This is a genomic window from Pelorhabdus sp. sgz311001 (assembly GCF_055901755.1).
Genome location: NZ_JBVXUT010000001.1, coordinates 362,429 through 381,966, shown reverse-complemented (window position 1 = coordinate 381,966; position 19,538 = coordinate 362,429). Strand labels below are relative to the sequence as shown.

The 19,538-nt window shown below is 42.7% G+C and carries 17 protein-coding genes and 1 riboswitch; of the genes, 6 read left to right on the top strand and 11 right to left on the bottom strand.

All coding sequences use genetic code 11. The features are described 5' to 3' along the window. Window positions 1–118: 118 nt before the first annotated feature. From AC0MXB_RS01955 to pruA, 3 genes are all read right to left on the bottom strand, one after another. Window positions 119–1,252: an HD-GYP domain-containing protein gene (locus AC0MXB_RS01955; protein WP_474037850.1), complete on the bottom strand. Its 1,134-nt coding sequence runs from the start codon at window positions 1,250–1,252 to the stop codon at window positions 119–121. 132 nt (window positions 1,253–1,384) lie between these two features. Then, window positions 1,385–2,272 (bottom strand): LysR family transcriptional regulator, encoded by an 888-nt coding sequence (locus AC0MXB_RS01950; protein WP_474037849.1) that lies wholly within the window; start codon window positions 2,270–2,272, stop codon window positions 1,385–1,387. 149 nt (window positions 2,273–2,421) lie between these two features. Next, window positions 2,422–4,053, bottom strand: coding sequence for an L-glutamate gamma-semialdehyde dehydrogenase (gene pruA / locus AC0MXB_RS01945; protein ID WP_474037847.1), 1,632 nt, complete (start codon window positions 4,051–4,053; stop codon window positions 2,422–2,424). Window positions 4,054–4,281: 228 nt separating this feature from the next. Between pruA and AC0MXB_RS01940 the strand changes: the two genes are divergently transcribed. The 3 genes from AC0MXB_RS01940 to AC0MXB_RS01930 are packed head-to-tail and all read left to right on the top strand — an operon-like array spanning window position 4,282 to window position 7,013. After that, on the top strand, window positions 4,282–5,619 hold the full coding sequence (locus tag AC0MXB_RS01940; RefSeq protein ID WP_474037846.1) for an FMN-binding glutamate synthase family protein: 1,338 nt from the start codon (window positions 4,282–4,284) through the stop codon (window positions 5,617–5,619). A gap of 25 nt (window positions 5,620–5,644) precedes the next feature. Continuing rightward, entirely contained in the window at window positions 5,645–6,775 is a 1,131-nt protein-coding gene (locus AC0MXB_RS01935) for a zinc-dependent alcohol dehydrogenase (protein ID WP_474037845.1), read from the top strand. A 25-nt stretch (window positions 6,776–6,800) separates the two neighbouring features. Beyond that, window positions 6,801–7,013 (top strand): hypothetical protein, encoded by a 213-nt coding sequence (locus AC0MXB_RS01930; protein ID WP_474037844.1) that lies wholly within the window; start codon window positions 6,801–6,803, stop codon window positions 7,011–7,013. A gap of 55 nt (window positions 7,014–7,068) precedes the next feature. On the opposite strand, the gene AC0MXB_RS01925 is transcribed toward AC0MXB_RS01930, so the two are convergent. The 6 genes from AC0MXB_RS01925 to AC0MXB_RS01900 all read right to left on the bottom strand — a co-directional run bounded on the left by AC0MXB_RS01925 (window position 7,069) and on the right by AC0MXB_RS01900 (window position 12,066). Next, window positions 7,069–7,890: an RMD1 family protein gene (locus AC0MXB_RS01925; RefSeq protein ID WP_474037842.1), complete on the bottom strand. Its 822-nt coding sequence runs from the start codon at window positions 7,888–7,890 to the stop codon at window positions 7,069–7,071. Window positions 7,891–8,039: 149 nt separating this feature from the next. Beyond that, on the bottom strand, window positions 8,040–8,309 hold the full coding sequence (locus tag AC0MXB_RS01920; RefSeq protein WP_474037841.1) for a 4Fe-4S dicluster domain-containing protein: 270 nt from the start codon (window positions 8,307–8,309) through the stop codon (window positions 8,040–8,042). Continuing rightward, window positions 8,302–9,045, bottom strand: a complete 744-nt coding sequence (locus AC0MXB_RS01915) for a 2-oxoacid:acceptor oxidoreductase family protein (RefSeq protein WP_474037839.1) — start codon at window positions 9,043–9,045, stop codon at window positions 8,302–8,304. The genes AC0MXB_RS01920 and AC0MXB_RS01915 overlap by 8 nt, the downstream gene beginning before the upstream one ends. Next, entirely contained in the window at window positions 9,029–9,817 is a 789-nt protein-coding gene (locus AC0MXB_RS01910) for a thiamine pyrophosphate-dependent enzyme (RefSeq protein ID WP_474037838.1), read from the bottom strand. The genes AC0MXB_RS01915 and AC0MXB_RS01910 overlap by 17 nt, the downstream gene beginning before the upstream one ends. A gap of 12 nt (window positions 9,818–9,829) precedes the next feature. Continuing rightward, on the bottom strand, window positions 9,830–10,903 hold the full coding sequence (locus tag AC0MXB_RS01905) for a transketolase C-terminal domain-containing protein (RefSeq protein ID WP_474037836.1): 1,074 nt from the start codon (window positions 10,901–10,903) through the stop codon (window positions 9,830–9,832). A 194-nt stretch (window positions 10,904–11,097) separates the two neighbouring features. Beyond that, window positions 11,098–12,066, bottom strand: coding sequence for a diguanylate cyclase domain-containing protein (locus AC0MXB_RS01900; RefSeq protein ID WP_474037834.1), 969 nt, complete (start codon window positions 12,064–12,066; stop codon window positions 11,098–11,100). A gap of 191 nt (window positions 12,067–12,257) precedes the next feature. Next, window positions 12,258–12,366, top strand: a riboswitch (TPP riboswitch). A gap of 252 nt (window positions 12,367–12,618) precedes the next feature. Here AC0MXB_RS01900 and thiW point away from each other — a divergent pair. After that, on the top strand, window positions 12,619–13,152 hold the full coding sequence (thiW, locus tag AC0MXB_RS01895) for an energy coupling factor transporter S component ThiW (RefSeq protein ID WP_474037832.1): 534 nt from the start codon (window positions 12,619–12,621) through the stop codon (window positions 13,150–13,152). Then, window positions 13,133–13,963, top strand: coding sequence for a hydroxyethylthiazole kinase (gene thiM, locus AC0MXB_RS01890; protein ID WP_474037831.1), 831 nt, complete (start codon window positions 13,133–13,135; stop codon window positions 13,961–13,963). The genes thiW and thiM overlap by 20 nt, the downstream gene beginning before the upstream one ends. Before the next feature lie 76 nt (window positions 13,964–14,039). On the opposite strand, the gene AC0MXB_RS01885 is transcribed toward thiM, so the two are convergent. Then, window positions 14,040–14,423: a response regulator gene (locus AC0MXB_RS01885; protein ID WP_474037830.1), complete on the bottom strand. Its 384-nt coding sequence runs from the start codon at window positions 14,421–14,423 to the stop codon at window positions 14,040–14,042. A 28-nt stretch (window positions 14,424–14,451) separates the two neighbouring features. Continuing rightward, entirely contained in the window at window positions 14,452–17,205 is a 2,754-nt protein-coding gene (locus tag AC0MXB_RS01880; RefSeq protein ID WP_474037828.1) for an ATP-binding protein, read from the bottom strand. Window positions 17,206–17,452: 247 nt separating this feature from the next. Between AC0MXB_RS01880 and AC0MXB_RS01875 the strand changes: the two genes are divergently transcribed. After that, window positions 17,453–19,513: a methyl-accepting chemotaxis protein gene (locus AC0MXB_RS01875; protein ID WP_474037826.1), complete on the top strand. Its 2,061-nt coding sequence runs from the start codon at window positions 17,453–17,455 to the stop codon at window positions 19,511–19,513. The last annotated feature ends 25 nt before the right edge of the window (window positions 19,514–19,538 follow it).

Below are 19,538 nucleotides of genomic sequence, written 5' to 3'. Positions count from 1 at the left end.
TAATAAATGACCTGTTTGTTTATATTTCAGTTTTATTATTTGACATTTATTTCTTTTCACCTTCACGAAAAAATATAAAGTGACATTTTTTTCCCATAATATAATTGTTTGAAACAATCTAATTAATTTTACTTTGTAAATTATAAGCCTGCTCAGCATAGAGTTGTGAGTAGCAAGGCGATTCTTCTGCAAAATCCACAATGAACAGTCCCGGATTTTTTGCTAAATCAAGCGAAAAAACACGTTCCGACTGGCCGGGCTCCGCTTGAGACAGAATTCGAACAACCGGCGTCGTCTTATTATGAATATCAACACCAAGAATCAAACCTTCTTGCTGTGTATTAAGCCAGACTTTTTTGCCAATAGGATAAACGACTACATTCTGAACAAAAATCTCCGTTAGACGTGGGTTAAAATAGGTTCCCGCCGCTCGGTTCAAAATAGCGGCTGCATAATATACAGGAGTGGGCAGACGATGCGGCATTCCTACAATCAACCGTTCATACACATCGGCAATACCAATAATCTGACCATACAGCGAAATAGAATCCCCTTTTAAACCCATGGGGTAACCACTGCCATTCCATCGCTCATGATGTTGAAAGCAACCGTTTAAAACATCTACCGACACAGTATGATTTTCCCGCAAGATCTCTAAAGAGTAAAAGGGATGCCGTTTGTATTCTTCCTGCTCTCCTGGCGTTAACCGATCAGGAAACTGCTCCGCCACCTTTGGCGGAAATTTTATTTTTCCTACATCATGAAGCAAAGCGGCTAACCCTAAATCATTAAGCTGCTTTTCTTCATATCCTAGGGCCAAACCTGTCATAATCGACAAAATAGCTGTATTTACTGCGTGGGAAAACATATACCCGGCTTTACGTCCTATATCAAGCAATTTCATCATACTACGCGGATCGTCCGCCAATTGAATAATCCAGTTAGTAACAAAACCCTTCATCTTTGTCAAAGAAATATCTTTTCCTACTTGAAACTGATCTACTAAATCACAGGCAGCCCCAATGGCTGCCTGCTGTTGCTTAAGGCCATACAACATATCGTTTGTAGTTTCCATGACGCTCGTCTGTGGCTCTCCCACATAAAGAGTGGTAAAACCGCGATTTTTTAAATACTCTATATAGCGATCTTTCATAACAATGCCTTCATGAAGCAATATAGTCCCGTCATCAGCCAGAAGTGGCTGAGATAAATACATCCCTGGCGCAATTTGGTCTAAACTGATGCTCCGCATAGAAATCCTCCCGCAATCAAAGTACCGTCGCTTTATCTTTCTATTCATTATATCGACAAAGAATCAAAATCCTTAACTTTTGGAAAAATCTATAAAAAAACTGCCTAGCTTTCGCCACGCAGTTTTATTTGTTTAAAAATCCACTTCATAATTTTCACGCAGCCATAAGCGAGTACAATCAAGAAATTTGCGAGCTGCCGGTGAAATATTCTTAAAGGATAGGGCCGCCACGCCTAAGAGGCGATAATCGGCTTCGGCCAGCTCAACAAGTTGTACTCCCTCTGGCACATGTTCTAAAATAAGTTCCGGCAAAATACTAATTCCGAGCCCTCTTTGCACCATGGCTAAAATCGTTCGTTCTTCCATTAGTTCATATTTAATCTGTAAATTCAAATTATGTTCCTTCAAAATCCGCCGAATATTATCGTCACTGCCCCACTGCGGCATAATAAAACATTCATCCTGCATCTGCTCATAAGAAATTTTCTTAGCCTCGCGTAAAGGATGCTTCGGCGGTAAAATCACCATGAGTTTATCTTTTTTTAAAGGAATCGTATCAAAAGATTTGGCCATAGGCAAACAAACAAAGCCAAAGTCGACTGTCCCATTAGAAATCCACGTATCCATTTCATCATAACAGCCTAAGTAGGTTTTTACTTCAATATGGGGATACTGTTCACTAAAACTAGCTAAAATCCCCGGAAGCCATTGCTGTGATACGCTTGATAAAGTTCCCAGACGAACAACGCCTGTATCAAGACCTTTAATAGCAGCAATTTCTTGCTTTAAAAGTTCTTCTTCCTTTAAAATACGCCGAATGCGCTGTAAAATCCGCTCGCCATTAGGTGTTAGGCGAATTCCGCCATGGCCTCGCTCTAAAAGAGCCACCCCCAATTCTCCTTCCAAGCTAGACATGGCGTAGCTTACGCCAGACTGAGTTAAATGAAGTTTATCGGCAGCCTTGGTTAAACTGCCGACTTCAGCAATAGCGCTAAAAATCTCATATTTTGAAAGCGACAAATAACCAACTCCTCTTTGGGCAGTATCTTATTCACACTATACTACAACCAAGCGGAGCCTGTCATGTTTTTTCATAAAAAAGCCGTTACTCACCAGACGCTTGCTGCGCCGAGGGTAACGGCTTCTTTTCATTTACAATCAAAATAAATTTATTCTTCTGTCATGTAAGGATATTCAACGATAGTACGAGGAAGAAGTGTTTCTTTAATCGCTCTTTGGCTCATCCAACGATACAGATTGATTGCGCTACCCGCTTTATCATTCGTTCCAGAACAACGACTGCCGCCAAAAGGTTGCTGACCGACTACCGCACCAGTTGGTTTATCATTAATATAGAAGTTTCCTGCTGCATGACCAAGCGCCTTGGCCATTTTCACAATTATGTTTCTATCCTGAGCAAAGATAGCTCCTGTTAAACCATATTTAGTCGCTTCATCGCACTCTTTTAACATGGCTTCGAATTGGGCATCCTCATAAACATAGACAGTGAGAACCGGTCCGAAAATTTCTTCTACCATTGTTTTAAAACGAGGCGATTTGGCTAAAATTACTGTAGGTTCAACGAAATAGCCCACGCTGTCATCACAGGTTCCGCCGATAATGACTTCTGCGTCTTTGGACTCCTTAGCATAATCAATATAGCTTTTAATATTATCAAAAGAATTTTGATCAATTACCGCATTAACTAGGTTTGTAAAATCGCTTACATCGCCCATTTTGATTTTAGCGATTCGTTCTTTCAATTGTACCTCTACCTGTGCCCAAAGACTTGCCGGAACATAGGCCCTTGATGCTGCTGAACATTTTTGTCCCTGATATTCAAAAGATCCCATGACCATAGCGCAGGTAAGCGCCGTTACATCAGCTGATGCATGAGCAAAAATAAAGTCTTTGCCGCCTGTTTCTCCCACCAAACGAGGATAGGATATATACTTGTCAAGATTTTGCCCTACGTGCTGCCAAATCTGATTGAAAGTAGCCGTGGATCCCGTAAAATGAACACCAGCCATATGAGAGTGATCAATAACGACTTTCGAAAAATCAGCACCGCTACAAGGAACAAAATTAATGACGCCGGCAGGCAAGCCTGCTTCCAAAAGAATTTCCATAAAATAATAATTGGAAAGAACTGCCGTGGAAGAAGGTTTCCATAAGACCGTATTGCCAACCATGGCCGGTGCAGTACAAAGGTTGCCGCCAATCGAAGTAAAGTTAAAGGGCGTAATGGCTGCTACAAAACCGTCTAACGGACGATATTCTACGCGGTTCCACACTCCATCGGTATTCGCTGGCTGCTGTTTATAAATTTCCTGCACATAATAAGGATTAAACCGCAGAAAATCAGCTAATTCGCAAATAATATCAATTTCAGCTTGAAAAGCATTTTTACTTTGGATCAACATACAAGAGGCAGCAATTTTCGCCCGATACTTTCCAGTCAAAAACTCTGCTGCTTTTAGAAAAATCGAAGCCCGATGTTCCCACGGCATAGCTTCCCATTCGGCCTTTGCCGCTTCTGCAGCTTCAATTGCTAATTTTAGTTCCTCAGGGCCGGCAATAGAATATTCGCCCAAAACCATTTTATGATTATGCGGGCAGATCATTTTCCCCTTTTTCGTTGTACGGATTTCTTTACCGCCAATAATAATCGGAAGATCTACAGGATTTTCCATTTGCCGCTTCAATTCCGCCTTCAAGGCAATCTTCTCAGGTGATCCTGGCATATAACCTTTAATCGGTTCATTTTTAGGACTCATAATTTGAAAATAAGCATTGTTCACGTTACACTTCCCCCTTGTATTGGTAATAATGTATTGAAATTTGTTTAGTGTGTTTTTTTCTATAGTCTTAGCTTACCGCAATATTAGGCTAAAGTACATTCAGAATCTTTTATGGCAGGTATTAGTTTTTTTGAACTACCTCGATGTTCTGCATAAAAAATGTGGAAACAGGCAAGGACTAACTTCATTACAAACTCTTGATACATCGCTCTTAAGGAGGCTAAAGGAATGCTGGATTGGCTCTTGATGAAATTACTTGATCCCGCCATGGATGAGGTTACAAAAAAAATATTATCTGATGAATATGCTAAAAATCCTTTTCTACTCGTGACAGTCGCTGAAAAACTATCGCCTCGCGCCATTGTCGAGGCTGCACTGCGATCCCAATCAGGCCAAGCCATTTCCCGCCCCTTGGGAAGCCCTGTCGTCTTATCTCCCTGGGATCAGCTACTGTTAAATCCCAAACAGCTTTTTCAGCTCCCCTGGCAAGAAGCTAGCTCCGTTACTACGGAAACCATCATTGGGCCACAAGCGAAAAAGCCTTTGCGCCTGGCCCTGCCCATCTTAATTACCGGTATGTCCTATGGCGGTTCCCTGGCATTGCCAATAAAAATGGCGTTAGCCAAAGGCGCCAGTCTTGCCGGTACAGCAACGAATACCGGTGAATCAGCCGTAACGGCAGAGGAACGTCGCAGCGCCGCTTTATTGATCGGCCAATACCATCGCGGCCATTTTTTAAGCGGACCTGAGCAGCTTAGTCAATTAGACGCTATTGAAATTCAACTTGGCCAAGGAGCATGGGGCGGCGCTGTGGATGAACCGATCCGTGCCGATCAAATTGGCGAACATCTGCGATTAACTTGGCAGCTTGCCAAAGGAGAAGATACGGCTATTCACGGACGTATGCCCGGTAAAACTACCACGAGTGACTACATTACGATGATCAATGAAATGAAGCAGCAATATGATGTTCCTATTGGTGTAAAAATTGCTGGTTCTGACTATCTTGAATATGAATTAGAAGTGATTTCTCATACGCAGGCTGATTATATTGTCATTGACGGATCGGAAGGCGGTACAGCTGCATCAAATCCAACGCTGCAAGACCATGTAGGACTCCCGACATTTCATAGTCTGGTTCGCACCGTTGACTGGCTCACACAAAAAAACCTTCGTGGAAAAATCTCCGTAATCGCCGCAGGCGGTCTTGCCACGCCAGGACATTTTTTGAAAGCTCTAGCCTTAGGAGCTGATGCCGTTTATATCGGTACAATTGCCCTTATGGCTGCTCTGCATAGTCAAGTAAGCAAGGTTATGCCGCAAACACCGCCAGTACAACTGGCCCTCTACACCGGCAAAGAGGCTGATGAACTTGACATTGATCAAGCGGCGGCGGCTCTAACCAATTTTCTGACCTCCTGCCTCGAAGAAATGAAGCTGGCCGCACAGGCGGTAGGCAAAGGCTCCTTAAGCGCTTTAGATCGTTCTGATCTTGTAACAGTATCCCCTGAGATTGCGCAGTTTAGTGGCATTCGCTACGGGGGCTCACCGCGTACCAGCCGATAATAAAACACGAAAGGGAGCGCCAGAGATGAAAGCGATCACTTATCAGGGAGTACGTGAAGTAGCCGTCACAAAAGTCGCCGATCCAAAAATTCTAAAAGATGATGATATTATTGTCCGTATCACTACAACCACCATTTGTGGTTCTGACTTACACCTGTTTCGTGGTCGCATTCCCAAAATGCCGGAAGGGTTTATTATCGGACACGAGGCGATGGGTATCGTCGAAGAAGCGGGAAAAGCCGTTGCCAAAATAAAAAAAGGCGACCGTGTGGTCGTCCCTTTTCCTGTGGCCTGCGGCCATTGCTTTTATTGCAGCCATGGTCAGTTTAGCCAATGCGATAATTCCAATGAGCATGGCGAAGTAGGCGGTTTTCTCGGTTACAGCGAACTCATGGGCGGCTACGACGGAGCCCAGGCAGAGTTTTTGCGCGTCCCCTACGCAAACGTCGGCCCGAGAATCATTCCTGAAAGCTTAACAGATGAACAAGTCTTATTTTTATCAGATATCCTACCTACGTCCTACTGGGGCGTCGCTAATGGCGGCGTAAAACCAGGCGATACGGTTGTCGTTCTGGGCTGCGGACCAGTGGGACTGCTTACACAAAAATGGGCGAAATACAAGGGCGCAGATCGCATCATTGCTGTTGATAATATTGACTACCGCCTACAGCATGCTAAAAAATTCAATCACGTAGAAACTATCGATTTTAATGACTATGACAATACCGGTGAAACAATAAAAGAAATTACCCATGGCGGCGCTGATGTTGTGATTGATTGTGTCGGCATGGATGGCGTCATGTCACCTATTGAAGAGCTTGAAACCTTACTTATGCTGCAAGGCGGGTCCAAATCAGCGATTGAGATGGCATCTCAGGCCGTAAGAAAATGCGGTACTGTATCAGTCGTCGGCGTTTACGGAATGCGCTATAATAACTTTCCCTTTGGCGATTTCTTTTCCCGCAACATTACGTTAAAAATGGGGCAGTGTCCAGCCCAATCTTATATGGACGAAATTCTAGCACTGATTGAACAAAACAAGTTTGACGCCACTGATATTATTACGCATCGCCTCCCTCTTAATGAAGGAAAAAAAGCCTATGAGCTCTTTGATCACCGCCTTGATAACTGCATCAAGGTTATATTAAAACCATAGCATGTAAGGAAGTGAGATTCAGCCAATGGATGAAGAATACCCTGAAGAAATCCTGCTTAAAATCGCCGAAGAATGTCAAAAGTTCGAACATATTATAAACGCTATGGGATATGGTTATTCGCTGCTTAATGTATCGCCACAAGATTTTAAACAACGCTGCAATGATTGTGTCTATTGGTATCATGGGACATGCAAAATTTTCCGTAAAGAACTGTCACAATGGCGCCCAGTTCACTAATTAAGAATACCAAACGGGGCTGTACAAAATTTTAATTTTGCACAGCCCCTGCCAATTACCATTTAATTTTATCGATCAGTGACAAAATGACTTCAATGACAATTAATATAATAATCGCCCATTCCAATTTTGTCCCGCGTTTCGCATGGGTTAAATTGGAGAAAGACTCCGTAATATCCATAAGTACCTGCGTTTTGTGATTGACAATATCGCGCCGATCATCAAGCTCAAAGATTTGGCTAAGTTCGGCATAAAGATCGGATGCTGCCTCATTAACCCAAGTGACTTCCGGCTTATCCAACAGCATGATATACGAAATTGTATTGAGCTTAAAACCCAATATTCTTGCCGATATCTTGGCAAGTTTTTCATCAGAGGCCACTAAATTCCCCTCATGAAGTCTCTCTACGGTGACTTCGACGTCATCAAGCAAAGTATCAATATTGGTTTCAATTCGATCAAGGGCTACTGATTTTGCCAGAATCGTTGAAACAATTTCCCGATGATAGTCAGCTTCCGCTGCGGCCAACATATAATCATTTTTTACCATGGGCTCCTGTGAGGCATCAATCTCAATTTTATAGTCATCCATATATTTAAAGGGATCTTTTGTGATAATCCGCTTATCAATGGTCCGCAAATAATTAATCAAGTCAGTCATCTCATGATGGGCACAATTAATAAAAACAACACTGCCAAAATGAAAGAGTCTCACGCGTCGTCCCTGCGTTTCTTTAATAATCCCCTTGAGCGCTTCCTCCTGCAATACTAAGGAATCTTCCCATTTCCATTTTCTGTTAATCCCAAAATGCGCGGCTATACTGTTTAAATCCAATTCATTACATAAAACAACCGCTTTAAATTCTTCACTACTCATAGAACCTCCAAATACTTTCTTACTGCCAGTTTAATCTTAAAACAATATTTTGTAACTAATTATATTTTCCATAGCACAAAAAATGTCCTGCCCAAAGTAAGTAAAAAAGTCATTGATACGAATCGAAAAAAAATAACCGGAACATCCGGCTATTTTTTTTCGATTCGTATGGCACAATCAGGACAAACCATTTGACACATACCGCAAACAATACAGCCTTCAATCCGCGGTTCTACGCGAGGCGTCCCATAGACCCCCACTTCCTTTGACCATTCAATGACTTTCGTGGGACATTTTTGTATACACAAACCACACCCCTTGCATAAACCAGGAAATCCAAGCCAAATTCCCCGTGGGTTATCGTAGCGAACTGACTTCCATTGTATCTTTCTTGTAGCGGTGTCCGCTTCTTTAGCCATTTTTGCCTCCTTCCACCAGCGCAGCAAACATTTCATAGCCTTTAGCTAGAGCTTGTTCATTCAATTCCCGCAGCTTAGGATCCTTCTGAAATTTATGGCCGAGTTTTTCTTCCAACGCTCGTTGAACAGCTTCTAAAGGCATAATAGAAGTCGCCGCAAGTAGCGTTCCTAAAATCATAATATTAAAAACACGAGGATGCAGTTCATTCTTGGCCGTATCATTAGCAGCAATGGCAATCACTCGTCCTACCTTGCGCGGAATTTTTCTTTCCTTATTCTCCGCGTTCTCTGCTTCATGAAAGTAAAAACAGCTTCGATTATCGCCTAAATCTTCTGCTGCCGTTTTAATCTCGGCTTGATCGGTCGGACAAGGTGGCGTGCTCTCAAAATACTGCAAACCAATGATCTCATCATTAACTTGCGCTGGCTCAATCAGCGAATTGTCATAAATATACAGAGTTTCTTCTCCGGCATAATGGCGTGTCCTAGCTATCGCTCTGGCGCTTAAGGCGATCAAAATATCAGCCGTCTCAAATTTAGGAGCGCCAATTTTCTCATCTGCTTCGGTAATTTGCAAGTAGGCCATAGAAATGCCACCACGTTGCTCAACACCAAAGTTAGGTATATATAAAGCTTCTTTACCTTCGCGATTTGCCGCTTCGGCAACGATTTCCGCAATAGATTGAATTCCTTGCCCGCCTTCGCCAGCAAGCAAAATTTTAAGGATTTTGTGCATGCTCTTCCCCCTTTGCTTCCGGCAATTTCAATTCGCCCACCTTAAAATAGGCTGTCATATCTTTTTCAACAAATCGCCAGGTTTGTTCGGCATTGGTTTTCCAATTTGTCGGACAGGATGACAGAGCCTCAATAAAAGAAATACCGCGACCAGCCATTTGATTTTCTAACCCCTTGCGGATAAATTTAGTTAACTGCTTAATATTAGAAATTGTACCTCTAGCTACATAAGCGCCTTCTTGACTAATAGCTGCTACCATTTCCGGTCCCAAAAGCGGCGGCCCCGCTTCTTCTACCTTTTTGCCATAGGGACTCGTTTCCGTTACCTGCCCTGGCAAAGTCGTCGGCGCCATCTGTCCTCCGGTCATAGCGTAATTCACATTGTTAACAAGAACAATCGTAATTTTTTCGTTACGTAAAACAGCATTTACTAAATGCTGACTGCCAATGGCGTAGCCACCGCCATCACCCATATAAGCCACGCCCACTAGATCTGGCCTAACCCGCTTAGCACCGGCAATAAAAGGAGTTGTTCGACCGTGATGGGTCTGTACGCAGTCGGCCTGAAAGAAATTCCAGCTAAGCAGGGAACAGCCAATATCACAGCCATAAAGCAGCTTATCTACAATGCCCAGTTCGTCAATTGCTTGTCCTAAGCATTTTAAAACAATCCCATGACCACAGCCAGGACAAAAACTATGAGGTTTAGAAGTTTCCAGCCAAGAAGCAGGGAAAGCAGGCTGAAAAATCTGGTCTTCAATTAATTCCTGCATGGACTCACCCTTTCATATTTCAAGTTTTGCCGTTTCCCGGTAAACCTCTTCCGTCGTAATACCAAGACCGGGGCGAAACACTTTAGTAATTGGCACATTTAGACCATAAAGCGCTTCTGTTACCATCCGATAAAACTGTCCTTCGGCCGATTCGAATAGCAAGAGGTGTTTCGCTTTTTGAACAGCTTGCCGCATTTGCTCAGCGGGAAAAGGACGTAAGGTAATGGGCCGAAAAAAGCCAATTTTCCGCCCCTCTTGTTGCAGAATTTTAGCGGCGGCCCGACAGGATCGACTTACAATGCCATGGCTTACCAGTATAACATCGGCCTTGTCACAATTCTCCTCTTCCCATTCCACGATTTGTGGCGCCATTTTTTGATAGGCGCTAAGATGCTCTTGCAAAACCTCATAGAGTTCTTCTTCCGTATTATAGGTATTACGATAATGTTCATAGTCTGACGCCGCGTCCTTCCCCACTAAGGGATAAGGCTTTACAAGTTCCATTCCCGCCTCAGTTGGATCATACACCGTAAGGGATTCGCGCATTTTCCCCTGGTAGCCGTCACCAAGAACATAGGCGGGAAAGCGATATTGCCAAGCTCGGTTAAAAGCTTTAATGGTATAATCAAACAATTCTTGATGACTCGCTGTCGAATAAACAATTCGAAGACCCTCACCATTGCCGCCGAAAGCAGTCAGAGTCGTCTCCTGTTGACCATAAATAACAGTTGCCGTAGAGGGGCCGCCGCGCTGCTGAATTACAAACACAGCAGGAATACGCATCATCTCAGCCATAGCCATCGGTTCCTGCATTAATACGTTTCCTGGTCCAGCTGTACTCGTAAAAGCTTTTTTTCCTGTCATTACAGCGCCAAGCGTGTAATAGCCTGCTGAAAGCTCATCTTCTGTCTGCAAAAAAAGTTTATTAAAATCAGGCGCATATTTTGTCCAATACTGCATGACCTCTGTTTGCGGTGTAATAGGGTAGCCGAACAAGGCATCGGCCTTCGCCGCCAGCGCCGCCAAGGCGATTGCCTGATTGCCAGTAATAAAGCGACGCCCTTTTTCCAATGTTTCTTTAGGCATATCATCCCTCCTATGAACTCCTTACATAGATAGCTTTGACCAATCTCTTAAGTCTATTCATAAGATATAAAAAATCCCCAGCCGCCAACCTTTCAAGCTCCTGACCGAAACACTACACCGCAACAATAAAACAAGCCGGAAAATCCGTTACTGGATTTCCGGCTTTTATATTTCAATTCGATTTTAAAATTTTTCTACTTTGCATAGGAAAGATAGGTTCTACCGCCAGATCGCTTAGCTGCATACATAGCATGATCCGCATAAGCAATCAAATCAGCAGCACCTTCGGCGTCATCAGGAAAAAAACTTAGACCAATGCTGATCCCAATTTCTACTTGACTGTCTTCTCTTGTGATCGGCTCTAAACAATAATTTAGCAGTCTATTCGCAATACTATACGCTTCCTCACGTTCAGACAGATCAGACAGAATGGCAACAAATTCGTCGCCAGCTAAGCGCGCGGCAAAATCCTTCGCTCTCAAGGTACGACGAAACCGCTCCGCCAGAACCTGTAATAAAAAATCACCGGTATTGTGACCAAAGCGATCATTTACTTGCTTAAAATCATCAATATCCATAAACAGCACCGCAAAGAAACGTTTATATTTTGTTCCTTCGCCTACGGCTCGCTCCAGCATTGCTTCAAAAAAGCGACGATTCGGCAGGTTAGTTAGCGAATCATAAAAAGCATATTGATACATAAGCTTTTCATTTTTACGTCGTTCGCTAATATCACGCGTAACGCCAATAAATCCTTTGGAGCGTTTTTGCGAATCCAAAAGCGGATTGACTGTCACTTCCAGCCAAAGCGTATACCCTGCCTTATGATAAGCTTCTACTGTATAAATAAAACTTTGCTTATTTCGCTCTTCAAGGGGCAAAGCTTTACGCTCTTCATATTTTTTCTGCACTTTTCTCACCGAATCTGCTGTAAGAAGAGTAAATAAAGAACGTCCAATCAACTCCTCCGTCTGATAACCAAAAACAGGCTGAACCGCAGGGGATACGTAAACAAATCGAAAAGCTTCATCAAGTTGCCAAATCACATCCAGGGAATTTTCCGCTAAAAAGCGATACATCTGTTCGCTTTTCCCTAATTCCTCATTGATTTTTGTTAGCTTGTTACAGCGTCTCTGTAATTTTATGATTTCAATGGATTTCATGGTTTTCCTCCTACAACCTTGTTCCTGCTCTATCTATTAAAGATTCTCTATGATTTTCCATTATATTTTTTTCGAACCTTTTCGACAGTTTCCTGCTATTTTATATCTTTTAAAAAACTTTCTATTTTGTCAGAGTAATAACAGCGCTGTTCATTGCGATTCTTGCCATCTTATGCTACAATAAATGAAAATAAATTGAGTAGGGGAGCTTGTAGTGCAGGCTGAGAAAAAGTAATCAAACTTTGACCCTTAAACCTGATTTGGATAATGCCAACGTAGGAAAAGTTTCGCTTGTACAAACAGGGTAACCGCTTCGGTCTATCCTGTTTTTTGATTTACCGGCAACAAGAAAAGATGACGGAGGAGCGTCCGGCGTCAGAACAAACCGACAACTAAATAGCGAGGGAGCTTGTGTTTCAAGCTGAGAGGAAGCTTTTAAGCTTCGACCGACCTGCAGCACACCGCAGGAGAGCTATTTAGTGTATCAGTATATCCTTTTTTAAGAACTCTCCTGAGCGAGTCGCTGCCGACCAAACTCAAGGAGGTTTTTTTATGCAAAAAAATTCAAAGGTACTAAAATTAGTTATGCTATCGATGCTAGTCGCGCTTGGTGTAGTCATTTCTCCCATTTTACGCATTGAAGGCATGTGTCCTATGGCGCATTTTATCAATATTGTTTGCGCTGTTTTGCTAGGTCCATGGTATGCGCTGCTCTGCGCAACGCTCATCGGGGTCATTCGCATGATGTTTATGGGCATCCCGCCGCTTGCTCTGACAGGTGCGGTCTTTGGCGCTTTCTTATCAGGAGTTTTCTATCGCGTATCAAAAGGCAATCTTTTCGGCGCCGTAGCGGGCGAAGTCATTGGCACAGGCATTATCGGTGCAATCGTATCCTATCCGGTTATGGCTTTTATCTATGGCAAAACTGGCCTTACTTGGCTCTTCTATGTACCGCTTTTTCTGTGCGGCACTTTAATCGGCGGAACAATCGCCTATTTCTTCTTAAATTCACTGAAACGATCTGGTATGCTAGTAAATTTCCAACGCAACTTAGGAGCGAAAATTTATGATAAAGTCCAGGCTTAATGTAGCTGATTTACTTACAATTAGGGAACAAATTCGTCACGAAAAACCATTAATTCACTGTATCACAAATCCTATTTCTATCAATGACTGCGCCAATGCGATCCTCGCCGTAGGCGCTAAACCAATTATGGCCGAACATCCTTTAGAAGTGGAAGCGATTACAACGCTAGCAGGTTCTTTAGCTGTAAATCTGGGAAACATCACTGATGCGCGTATGGCATCCATTCCTCTGGCAGGAAAAAAAGCCTTAGCACTACAGCACCCCATTATTATTGACTTAGTTGGCATTGCCTGCAGCAATCTAAGGCTTCAATTTGCCGAAACTTTCATTACGCAGTGCCGCCCTTCTGTCATAAAAGGCAATATGTCGGAATTAAAAGCTTTGGCAGGCGTAAAGAACACTGCTTTGGGAATTGATGTAGGCATTCAAGATCAAATTACCGAAAATACTTTAATTGCAAATGCCGCCATTGTAGCTGCCCTAGCACAAAAAACAACTTCTGTCGTTGTCGCTTCAGGCGTAATTGATTTACTTTCCGATGGACACCATACCTACGCTGTGAAAAACGGCTGCGAAATGCTGTCCTTAGTGACTGGCACAGGCTGCATGCTAAATGCTCTCATCGGCACTTTTTTAGCAAGTCAAAATATCCTGGGCAGCGCCTTGCTCGCTACAACGCTCTTAGGCGTCTGCGGCGAAACAGCCATTCAAACGAGTGGCCCCGGAACTTTTCGTTCCAGCCTGATTGATCAACTTTATACCCTTACCGACGAAACGTTCCAACATAAAGCAAACTATTTTTTAATATAATAAAAAAACTGCTTTCAGGAATCTCCTAAAAGCAGCGTCACCTAAGACTGCCTTGTTCCAGGCAGTCTTACTATTTTTATTTTGCCTCACAAAAACTAGCCTCATTTAAAACAATGTCTATAGCACTTAAAAGCTTCTCCGCCTGAAGCGGTTTTATAATATAATTCTTAGCCCCTTCCTGCAAAGCTTCAAAGATTACGTGTTTTTGACCTAAGGCACTTACAACAATGACTTTTGCCAAAGGATCTATTTTCATAATTCCCTTTAATGCCCCGATCCCCCCCAATCCGGGCATCGTTAAATCCATTGTAACAATATCCGGGCCGCATCTTGGATATTCTTGTATGGCGTTTTCGCCGTTTACGGCCTCCGCTACTACTTCATGCCCGGCTTTTTCAAAAATCTTGCGCAGCACTGTACGCATCATTAAAGCATCATCTACAATCATTATTCTTGCCATAAGTTTTCTCCTTTATATTATATGTCGTTTATCTAATAGCAAAACCATCTACGTCGCTCGCTTTTCTATGCGGCAAAAAGAAAACAAATTCAGTTCCCTGTCCAATCGCACTATGAATCTGTACGGTCCCATGAAGTTGCTTTAACTCTGCTAGAACCGCAGAAAGTCCCACACCGCGTCCTGCTAATTCAGTAACTTTGGGAGCGCCGGAAAAGCCTTCAGCAAAAACAAGCTGCAACTTTTTTTGCTCATCCATCCCTGCCAATTCTACTGTTGTACAAATTTTTCTTTGCAACGCAATAGAGCTGATTTGCTCTGAATCCATTCCCCTGCCATCATCACGAATATGTAACCTCATGCCCTCAGCATCGTGATGGATCCAACAACGCATATGGCCGATTTCATCTTTCCCTTGCACGATTCTTTCCTCTAAGGACTCTAAGCCATGCACTACAGCATTTCGAAATACATGACCAAGTGATTTAATAAATTCTTGATAAATAATTGGATCGACGAGATTCTCGCCGCCTTCAATAACAAACGGTTTAATCACTTTGCCATTTCGTTCCGCCAATCCTACCGTATACTCAGGATAAGATTGCAATAATTCTTTAAATGGCTTATACCGCAGCTTTCTTAGTTCAGGAAGTAGGAAACGACATTCTTCCGGCGGTAAAAGCTCTTGCACTTTCGCTTCTAGTTCTAATAAACGTTCACTTTCAATAACCAAGCGATTTTCTTGTTCAAAAAAGCTCTCTCCCAATATCTCTTTTAAAATCGTCATATCTTCCTGCAGCCATTCTTGTAAGGTTGCAGGTGGAAAAGCAGCAAGGGTTGCTTGCAAAGCCTGATCGCTTGCTCCGGCTTTATGGGCGCAAAACTTCCCTAACCAATCTTCCATCTCGTGTAGTTTTGCCATCAAGTGCTTCATGCGAAGCTGCCCAAACGTTCCCTTAAAAGTATGGACCGTTCGAAATAAGGCAGAGCAAATATCTGTAGTGGTCTGTTCTTCTTTGAGTTTTTGTCCGATCCCCTCTTGGCAAAAAGCATTATATTGCTTCACAGCAGCAAAGAAGTCATCGGCATGGGTAACAACATGAACCACCATTGATAAAACATCTCGCTCTGCCTGAATTTGCTGTTCCATCGTTTTTTGAAGAGTAAGATCTGTAAGAATCACCATAATTCTTCGATCCCAAAGCTCTTTCTTGCCTTCAATTAGCTTATAGGCAAGCCCAATAGATCGATTTCCTAGCATAATTTCTTCTGGCAAAAGCGAAAGATAAGTTTTTCGCACCATCGTACGTTGTTCTGTAAAGACCTTAGCAAAGAGATTAACTATAAAATCTTGCTCGGTTTCATTATCCGGATAGAGCAATACAGAAATATTCTTACCGCCAATTGGGCCAGAAAAAATCATTTCACATTCAGCGCTGTATTCCTCATTAACTGTAAGATCAGGACCGAAAGAAAGAAATCCTTGTCCAGCATGGTCTAATAGGCTCTGTAATGAGGCAGTTCGTTCCGCAATTTTTTTCTCCAATTCTTTATTCCATTCTTCCATGCAAGCATGAGACCGCTGCACTTCTTCATACATTTTCTGCAAAGAATCAAGCGTAGTGTTAATCGAATTTGTCAGAAAAGCCATTTCATCTTTCGAAAAAAGCCGCCCTCGCACCGCCCAATCGCCCTGACCAACGCGCTGCATAACACCACTCAATTCATAGACAGATCTACGAACTGACAAATCAAATCCTAAGAAAAGATAGCAAACAAGAAATAGTACAGCCCCTGAAAAAACCACTACACCATCACGATATTGACGATAACGGTCTACTCGCTCTGCTAACATTTTTTCTGCAACCTGTAAGGTACTTTTCTCCATGTCTATGGAAGTTTGTATAGCCTGAACGCCTGCGGCGGCAAGTAATTCCGGCGGAATCGGTAATCCCTGCTGCCCTAATAGGTTTTGTTCCACATTCCAAGTAAAAATCGGTACAGAATCAGTCAGTGCCGACTGTAGGGTTTTTAATTCTTTTTCTACTAGCTCATTATGCCGAAATATAAGCTGGATATCATGACTAACCTGCTCTAGTACAGACCGCTCCAGCCCAACAATCTGCAGTAAACGATTCTTGCTGTCTTCGGAAAAACCACTCTGGGGCCGCTGTACCGCAAGAGCTTTCGTTACAGTCAAATAGTCCATAAGCTGAGGCAGTTTTCTTAAGGTTACATCAATAAGGTAAGATGTAGTAAAGTCTGAATCCATCGTTAGATTAGAAGCATAGCCGACATGTTGCATCAATTCATTGATCTCTTCAATCCAGCGACTATCTAAGTCTAACTCTGTCTGATTCTGGCTTTGCTCTAATTGCGTCGCTGCTTTTCGTTTCCCCCAGTCTTGTTGCACTAACTGTACTTTCCAGTCGGTATCAAATTGATTTCCAAGATGCTTCTCTTCCTCAACTACCTTGGCCAAAGCTTGATCAACCTTAGCCCTCTCTTGCTGCAAAGCTTGGCTATGTTCATCTGTTTGCGACAAATACTCATAATGAACTGTACGATAAGACTGAGCTGCTGCTAATAAATCAGTTAATACAATTTCATAGTGAATCCCCATACGCTCTTTTTCCGATAATTCGATCGTCCGATTTAACTCGGCTACCAACATATAAATTAACACAAAAGCCTGAATAAAAATAAGAAGCCCAATGATCGTAAATTTATAAGCGTATTTTAGTCGATTCATAAAGCGTATTGCCGGTTCCAATAAACGATTCATTCTTATCACCTGACCGTTTTTTCTCGACTATACCAAAGCACTAGCCTTCAAGTCCTATTTTAGGCTAATATAGCTTAAATCAGGTGAATTTGAGGTTAATTTTTTGTAAAAATTAGCCTTACTTGTCAAGCTATAGTATAATTAAACAGGAAATCGGCCAAGTATACAGAATTCCTCTCTTATCTTCTTTTAAGTTCCACCTAAATATTTTAAAATATATTTAAATAATCCAAATTGGGGTGAAAGTATGAAAACCTTTCCTATTCAGTTTCGCATGACAAGCATCCGTACACGTCTGTTGTTCTTAATTCTTGCGATCATGATCATTTCTTTAAGCGTTCTGACTGGAATCAGTTATTATTTCTCTAAACACTACTTATCTAACAGCGTCAATGAAATTGCCTCTTCCATTGGTGTTGATTATGCGCACCGTGTACAATCTTCTACAAATGAACTAATTATCTTTGTCCAGGAACTGGCGAATAATCCTTACATAAAAGCCGGCACAGATCGCCCGCAAATCGTCAGTGCTTTAGCTGACGGAATTAAGCGCAACAATAAGTTTACGGGCTTAAATTATGGCGATTTGCAAGGAAATGTTGTCCGCGCGCAAGGAGATACGGTTTTTTTAGGCGATCGCGAATATTATAAAAAAGCGATTCAAACTAAAAAAATTGCTATATCGGACCCACTCATTGCCAAGGGAACAGGCAAAATTTCTCTGGCCGTTGCCGTTCCGGTCTTCGTTAATGGCAATGTAACCGGCATACTGCAGGCAACTATTCCACTTGACAGTTTAAATGACATGGTAAAAGATATTAAATTTGAAGACAGCGGTTACGGCCTGATTATTGCCAAATCCGGTATGGTCATTGCCAATGGCAAAAGCGCTGACTTCAATGGCAAACTAATGTTAACAGAAAAAAAAGTAGCGACTGAGCTGAATTTACCGATTGCTGAACTAGACGATAAAATTCTCGCTTTATTCAAAGAAACAGTCGAAAACGGCGGGCAACACGAAGGAACTCACAACTTTCTAAATAAAGATACGTCTTATCTCAGTGTACTAACTCCCATTGAGCTTCCTGGCGACCAGCGCTGGGTCATGATGATTACCGCCCCTGCCGCTGAAGCCACACGTGAAGTAGGAACAATGAGCTTGATTCTAATAGGTGCTTCCCTAGTCTGTATTTTACTTGGCTCCATTGCTGTTGTTGCTATCAGTAACAATTTCGCCCGCCCCATTATCAGAATCCGTGATGAATCACTCTTATTAGCCGCAGGCGATTTACGTTCTCGTCCCATTCAAATCAATTCTGATGATGAATTTGGCCAACTAGCCAAAGCCTTTAGCGAAATGGCGGAAAAACTTCGTAAATTCATTACCAATGTACAGTTAAAATCAGAAACCGTTGCTGCTGCCAGCGAAGAAATGACAGCCAGCGCCCAACAATCCGCCGAAGTAACAAATCAGGTCGCCCAGGCAACCTGCCATATTGCCGCAGGTTCTGAATCACAGGCAAAAGCAGTTGATCAAATGGCGACGATTGTTGAAAAAATCTCTGCTGGCATAGAAAACATTACGGTAACAGTTCGAGAAATTTCCTCAATGACCCAAAAAACAAGTCTTTCTACGGGGCAAGGTCGTGAGGCTATTGAAAAAGCCACCGAACATATGCGTAATATTGGTACTGGCTCTGAAACAGTGCAAAATACGATCGAAAATTTAGCACAAGGCTCACGCGAAATCGGCGAAATTGTAACACTGATTTCCTCCATTGCTGGTCAAACAAATCTTCTAGCTCTTAATGCCGCCATTGAAGCGGCTCGCGCCGGTGAAGCGGGCCGTGGCTTCGCTGTCGTTGCTGACGAAGTTCGCAAACTCGCCGAAGAGTCTAACCAAGCGGCACAAAAGATTACCGCTTTAATTCAACAAAACGAGCTTGCTATGGGTCAGGCGATTACTGCCAGCCACGCTAGCGCCACTGGCGTTCAAACAGGGATCGAAGTAGTTGAATCTGCTGGAGATACCTTTAAAGTAATTGCAGCTACTGTAGAAACCTTATCAACACAGATGCAAGGCATTATCGAATCCATTGATCAGATTGCCGCTGGCAGCGAAACCCTTGTTCTATCAGTTCAAAATGTCGATAAAATAGCAAATGCAAATGCAACAGAAGCGGAAAGCGTTTCTGCCGCAACAGAAGAACAGGCCGCCGCGATGCAAGAAATTGCCTTCTCCAGCAAATCCTTAGCATCTACAGCAACAGAACTCCAAAGTGCTGTGACTAACTTCCAGGTCAAGTAACCCTCATACGAGTCCAAAAACTAAA

Coding starts and splice junctions, on each gene's coding strand:
- AC0MXB_RS01955 (WP_474037850.1), bottom strand. CDS start 1,252: ATGCGGAGCATCAGTTTAGACCAAATTGCGCCAGGGATGTATTTATCT.
- AC0MXB_RS01940 (WP_474037846.1), top strand. CDS start 4,282: ATGCTGGATTGGCTCTTGATGAAATTACTTGATCCCGCCATGGATGAG.
- AC0MXB_RS01935 (WP_474037845.1), top strand. CDS start 5,645: ATGAAAGCGATCACTTATCAGGGAGTACGTGAAGTAGCCGTCACAAAA.
- AC0MXB_RS01930 (WP_474037844.1), top strand. CDS start 6,801: ATGGATGAAGAATACCCTGAAGAAATCCTGCTTAAAATCGCCGAAGAA.
- AC0MXB_RS01925 (WP_474037842.1), bottom strand. CDS start 7,890: ATGAGTAGTGAAGAATTTAAAGCGGTTGTTTTATGTAATGAATTGGAT.
- AC0MXB_RS01920 (WP_474037841.1), bottom strand. CDS start 8,309: ATGGCTAAAGAAGCGGACACCGCTACAAGAAAGATACAATGGAAGTCA.
- AC0MXB_RS01915 (WP_474037839.1), bottom strand. CDS start 9,045: ATGCACAAAATCCTTAAAATTTTGCTTGCTGGCGAAGGCGGGCAAGGA.
- AC0MXB_RS01910 (WP_474037838.1), bottom strand. CDS start 9,817: ATGCAGGAATTAATTGAAGACCAGATTTTTCAGCCTGCTTTCCCTGCT.
- AC0MXB_RS01905 (WP_474037836.1), bottom strand. CDS start 10,903: ATGCCTAAAGAAACATTGGAAAAAGGGCGTCGCTTTATTACTGGCAAT.
- AC0MXB_RS01900 (WP_474037834.1), bottom strand. CDS start 12,066: ATGAAATCCATTGAAATCATAAAATTACAGAGACGCTGTAACAAGCTA.
- thiW (WP_474037832.1), top strand. CDS start 12,619: ATGCAAAAAAATTCAAAGGTACTAAAATTAGTTATGCTATCGATGCTA.
- thiM (WP_474037831.1), top strand. CDS start 13,133: ATGATAAAGTCCAGGCTTAATGTAGCTGATTTACTTACAATTAGGGAA.
- AC0MXB_RS01885 (WP_474037830.1), bottom strand. CDS start 14,423: ATGGCAAGAATAATGATTGTAGATGATGCTTTAATGATGCGTACAGTG.
- AC0MXB_RS01880 (WP_474037828.1), bottom strand. CDS start 17,205: ATGAATCGTTTATTGGAACCGGCAATACGCTTTATGAATCGACTAAAA.
- AC0MXB_RS01875 (WP_474037826.1), top strand. CDS start 17,453: ATGAAAACCTTTCCTATTCAGTTTCGCATGACAAGCATCCGTACACGT.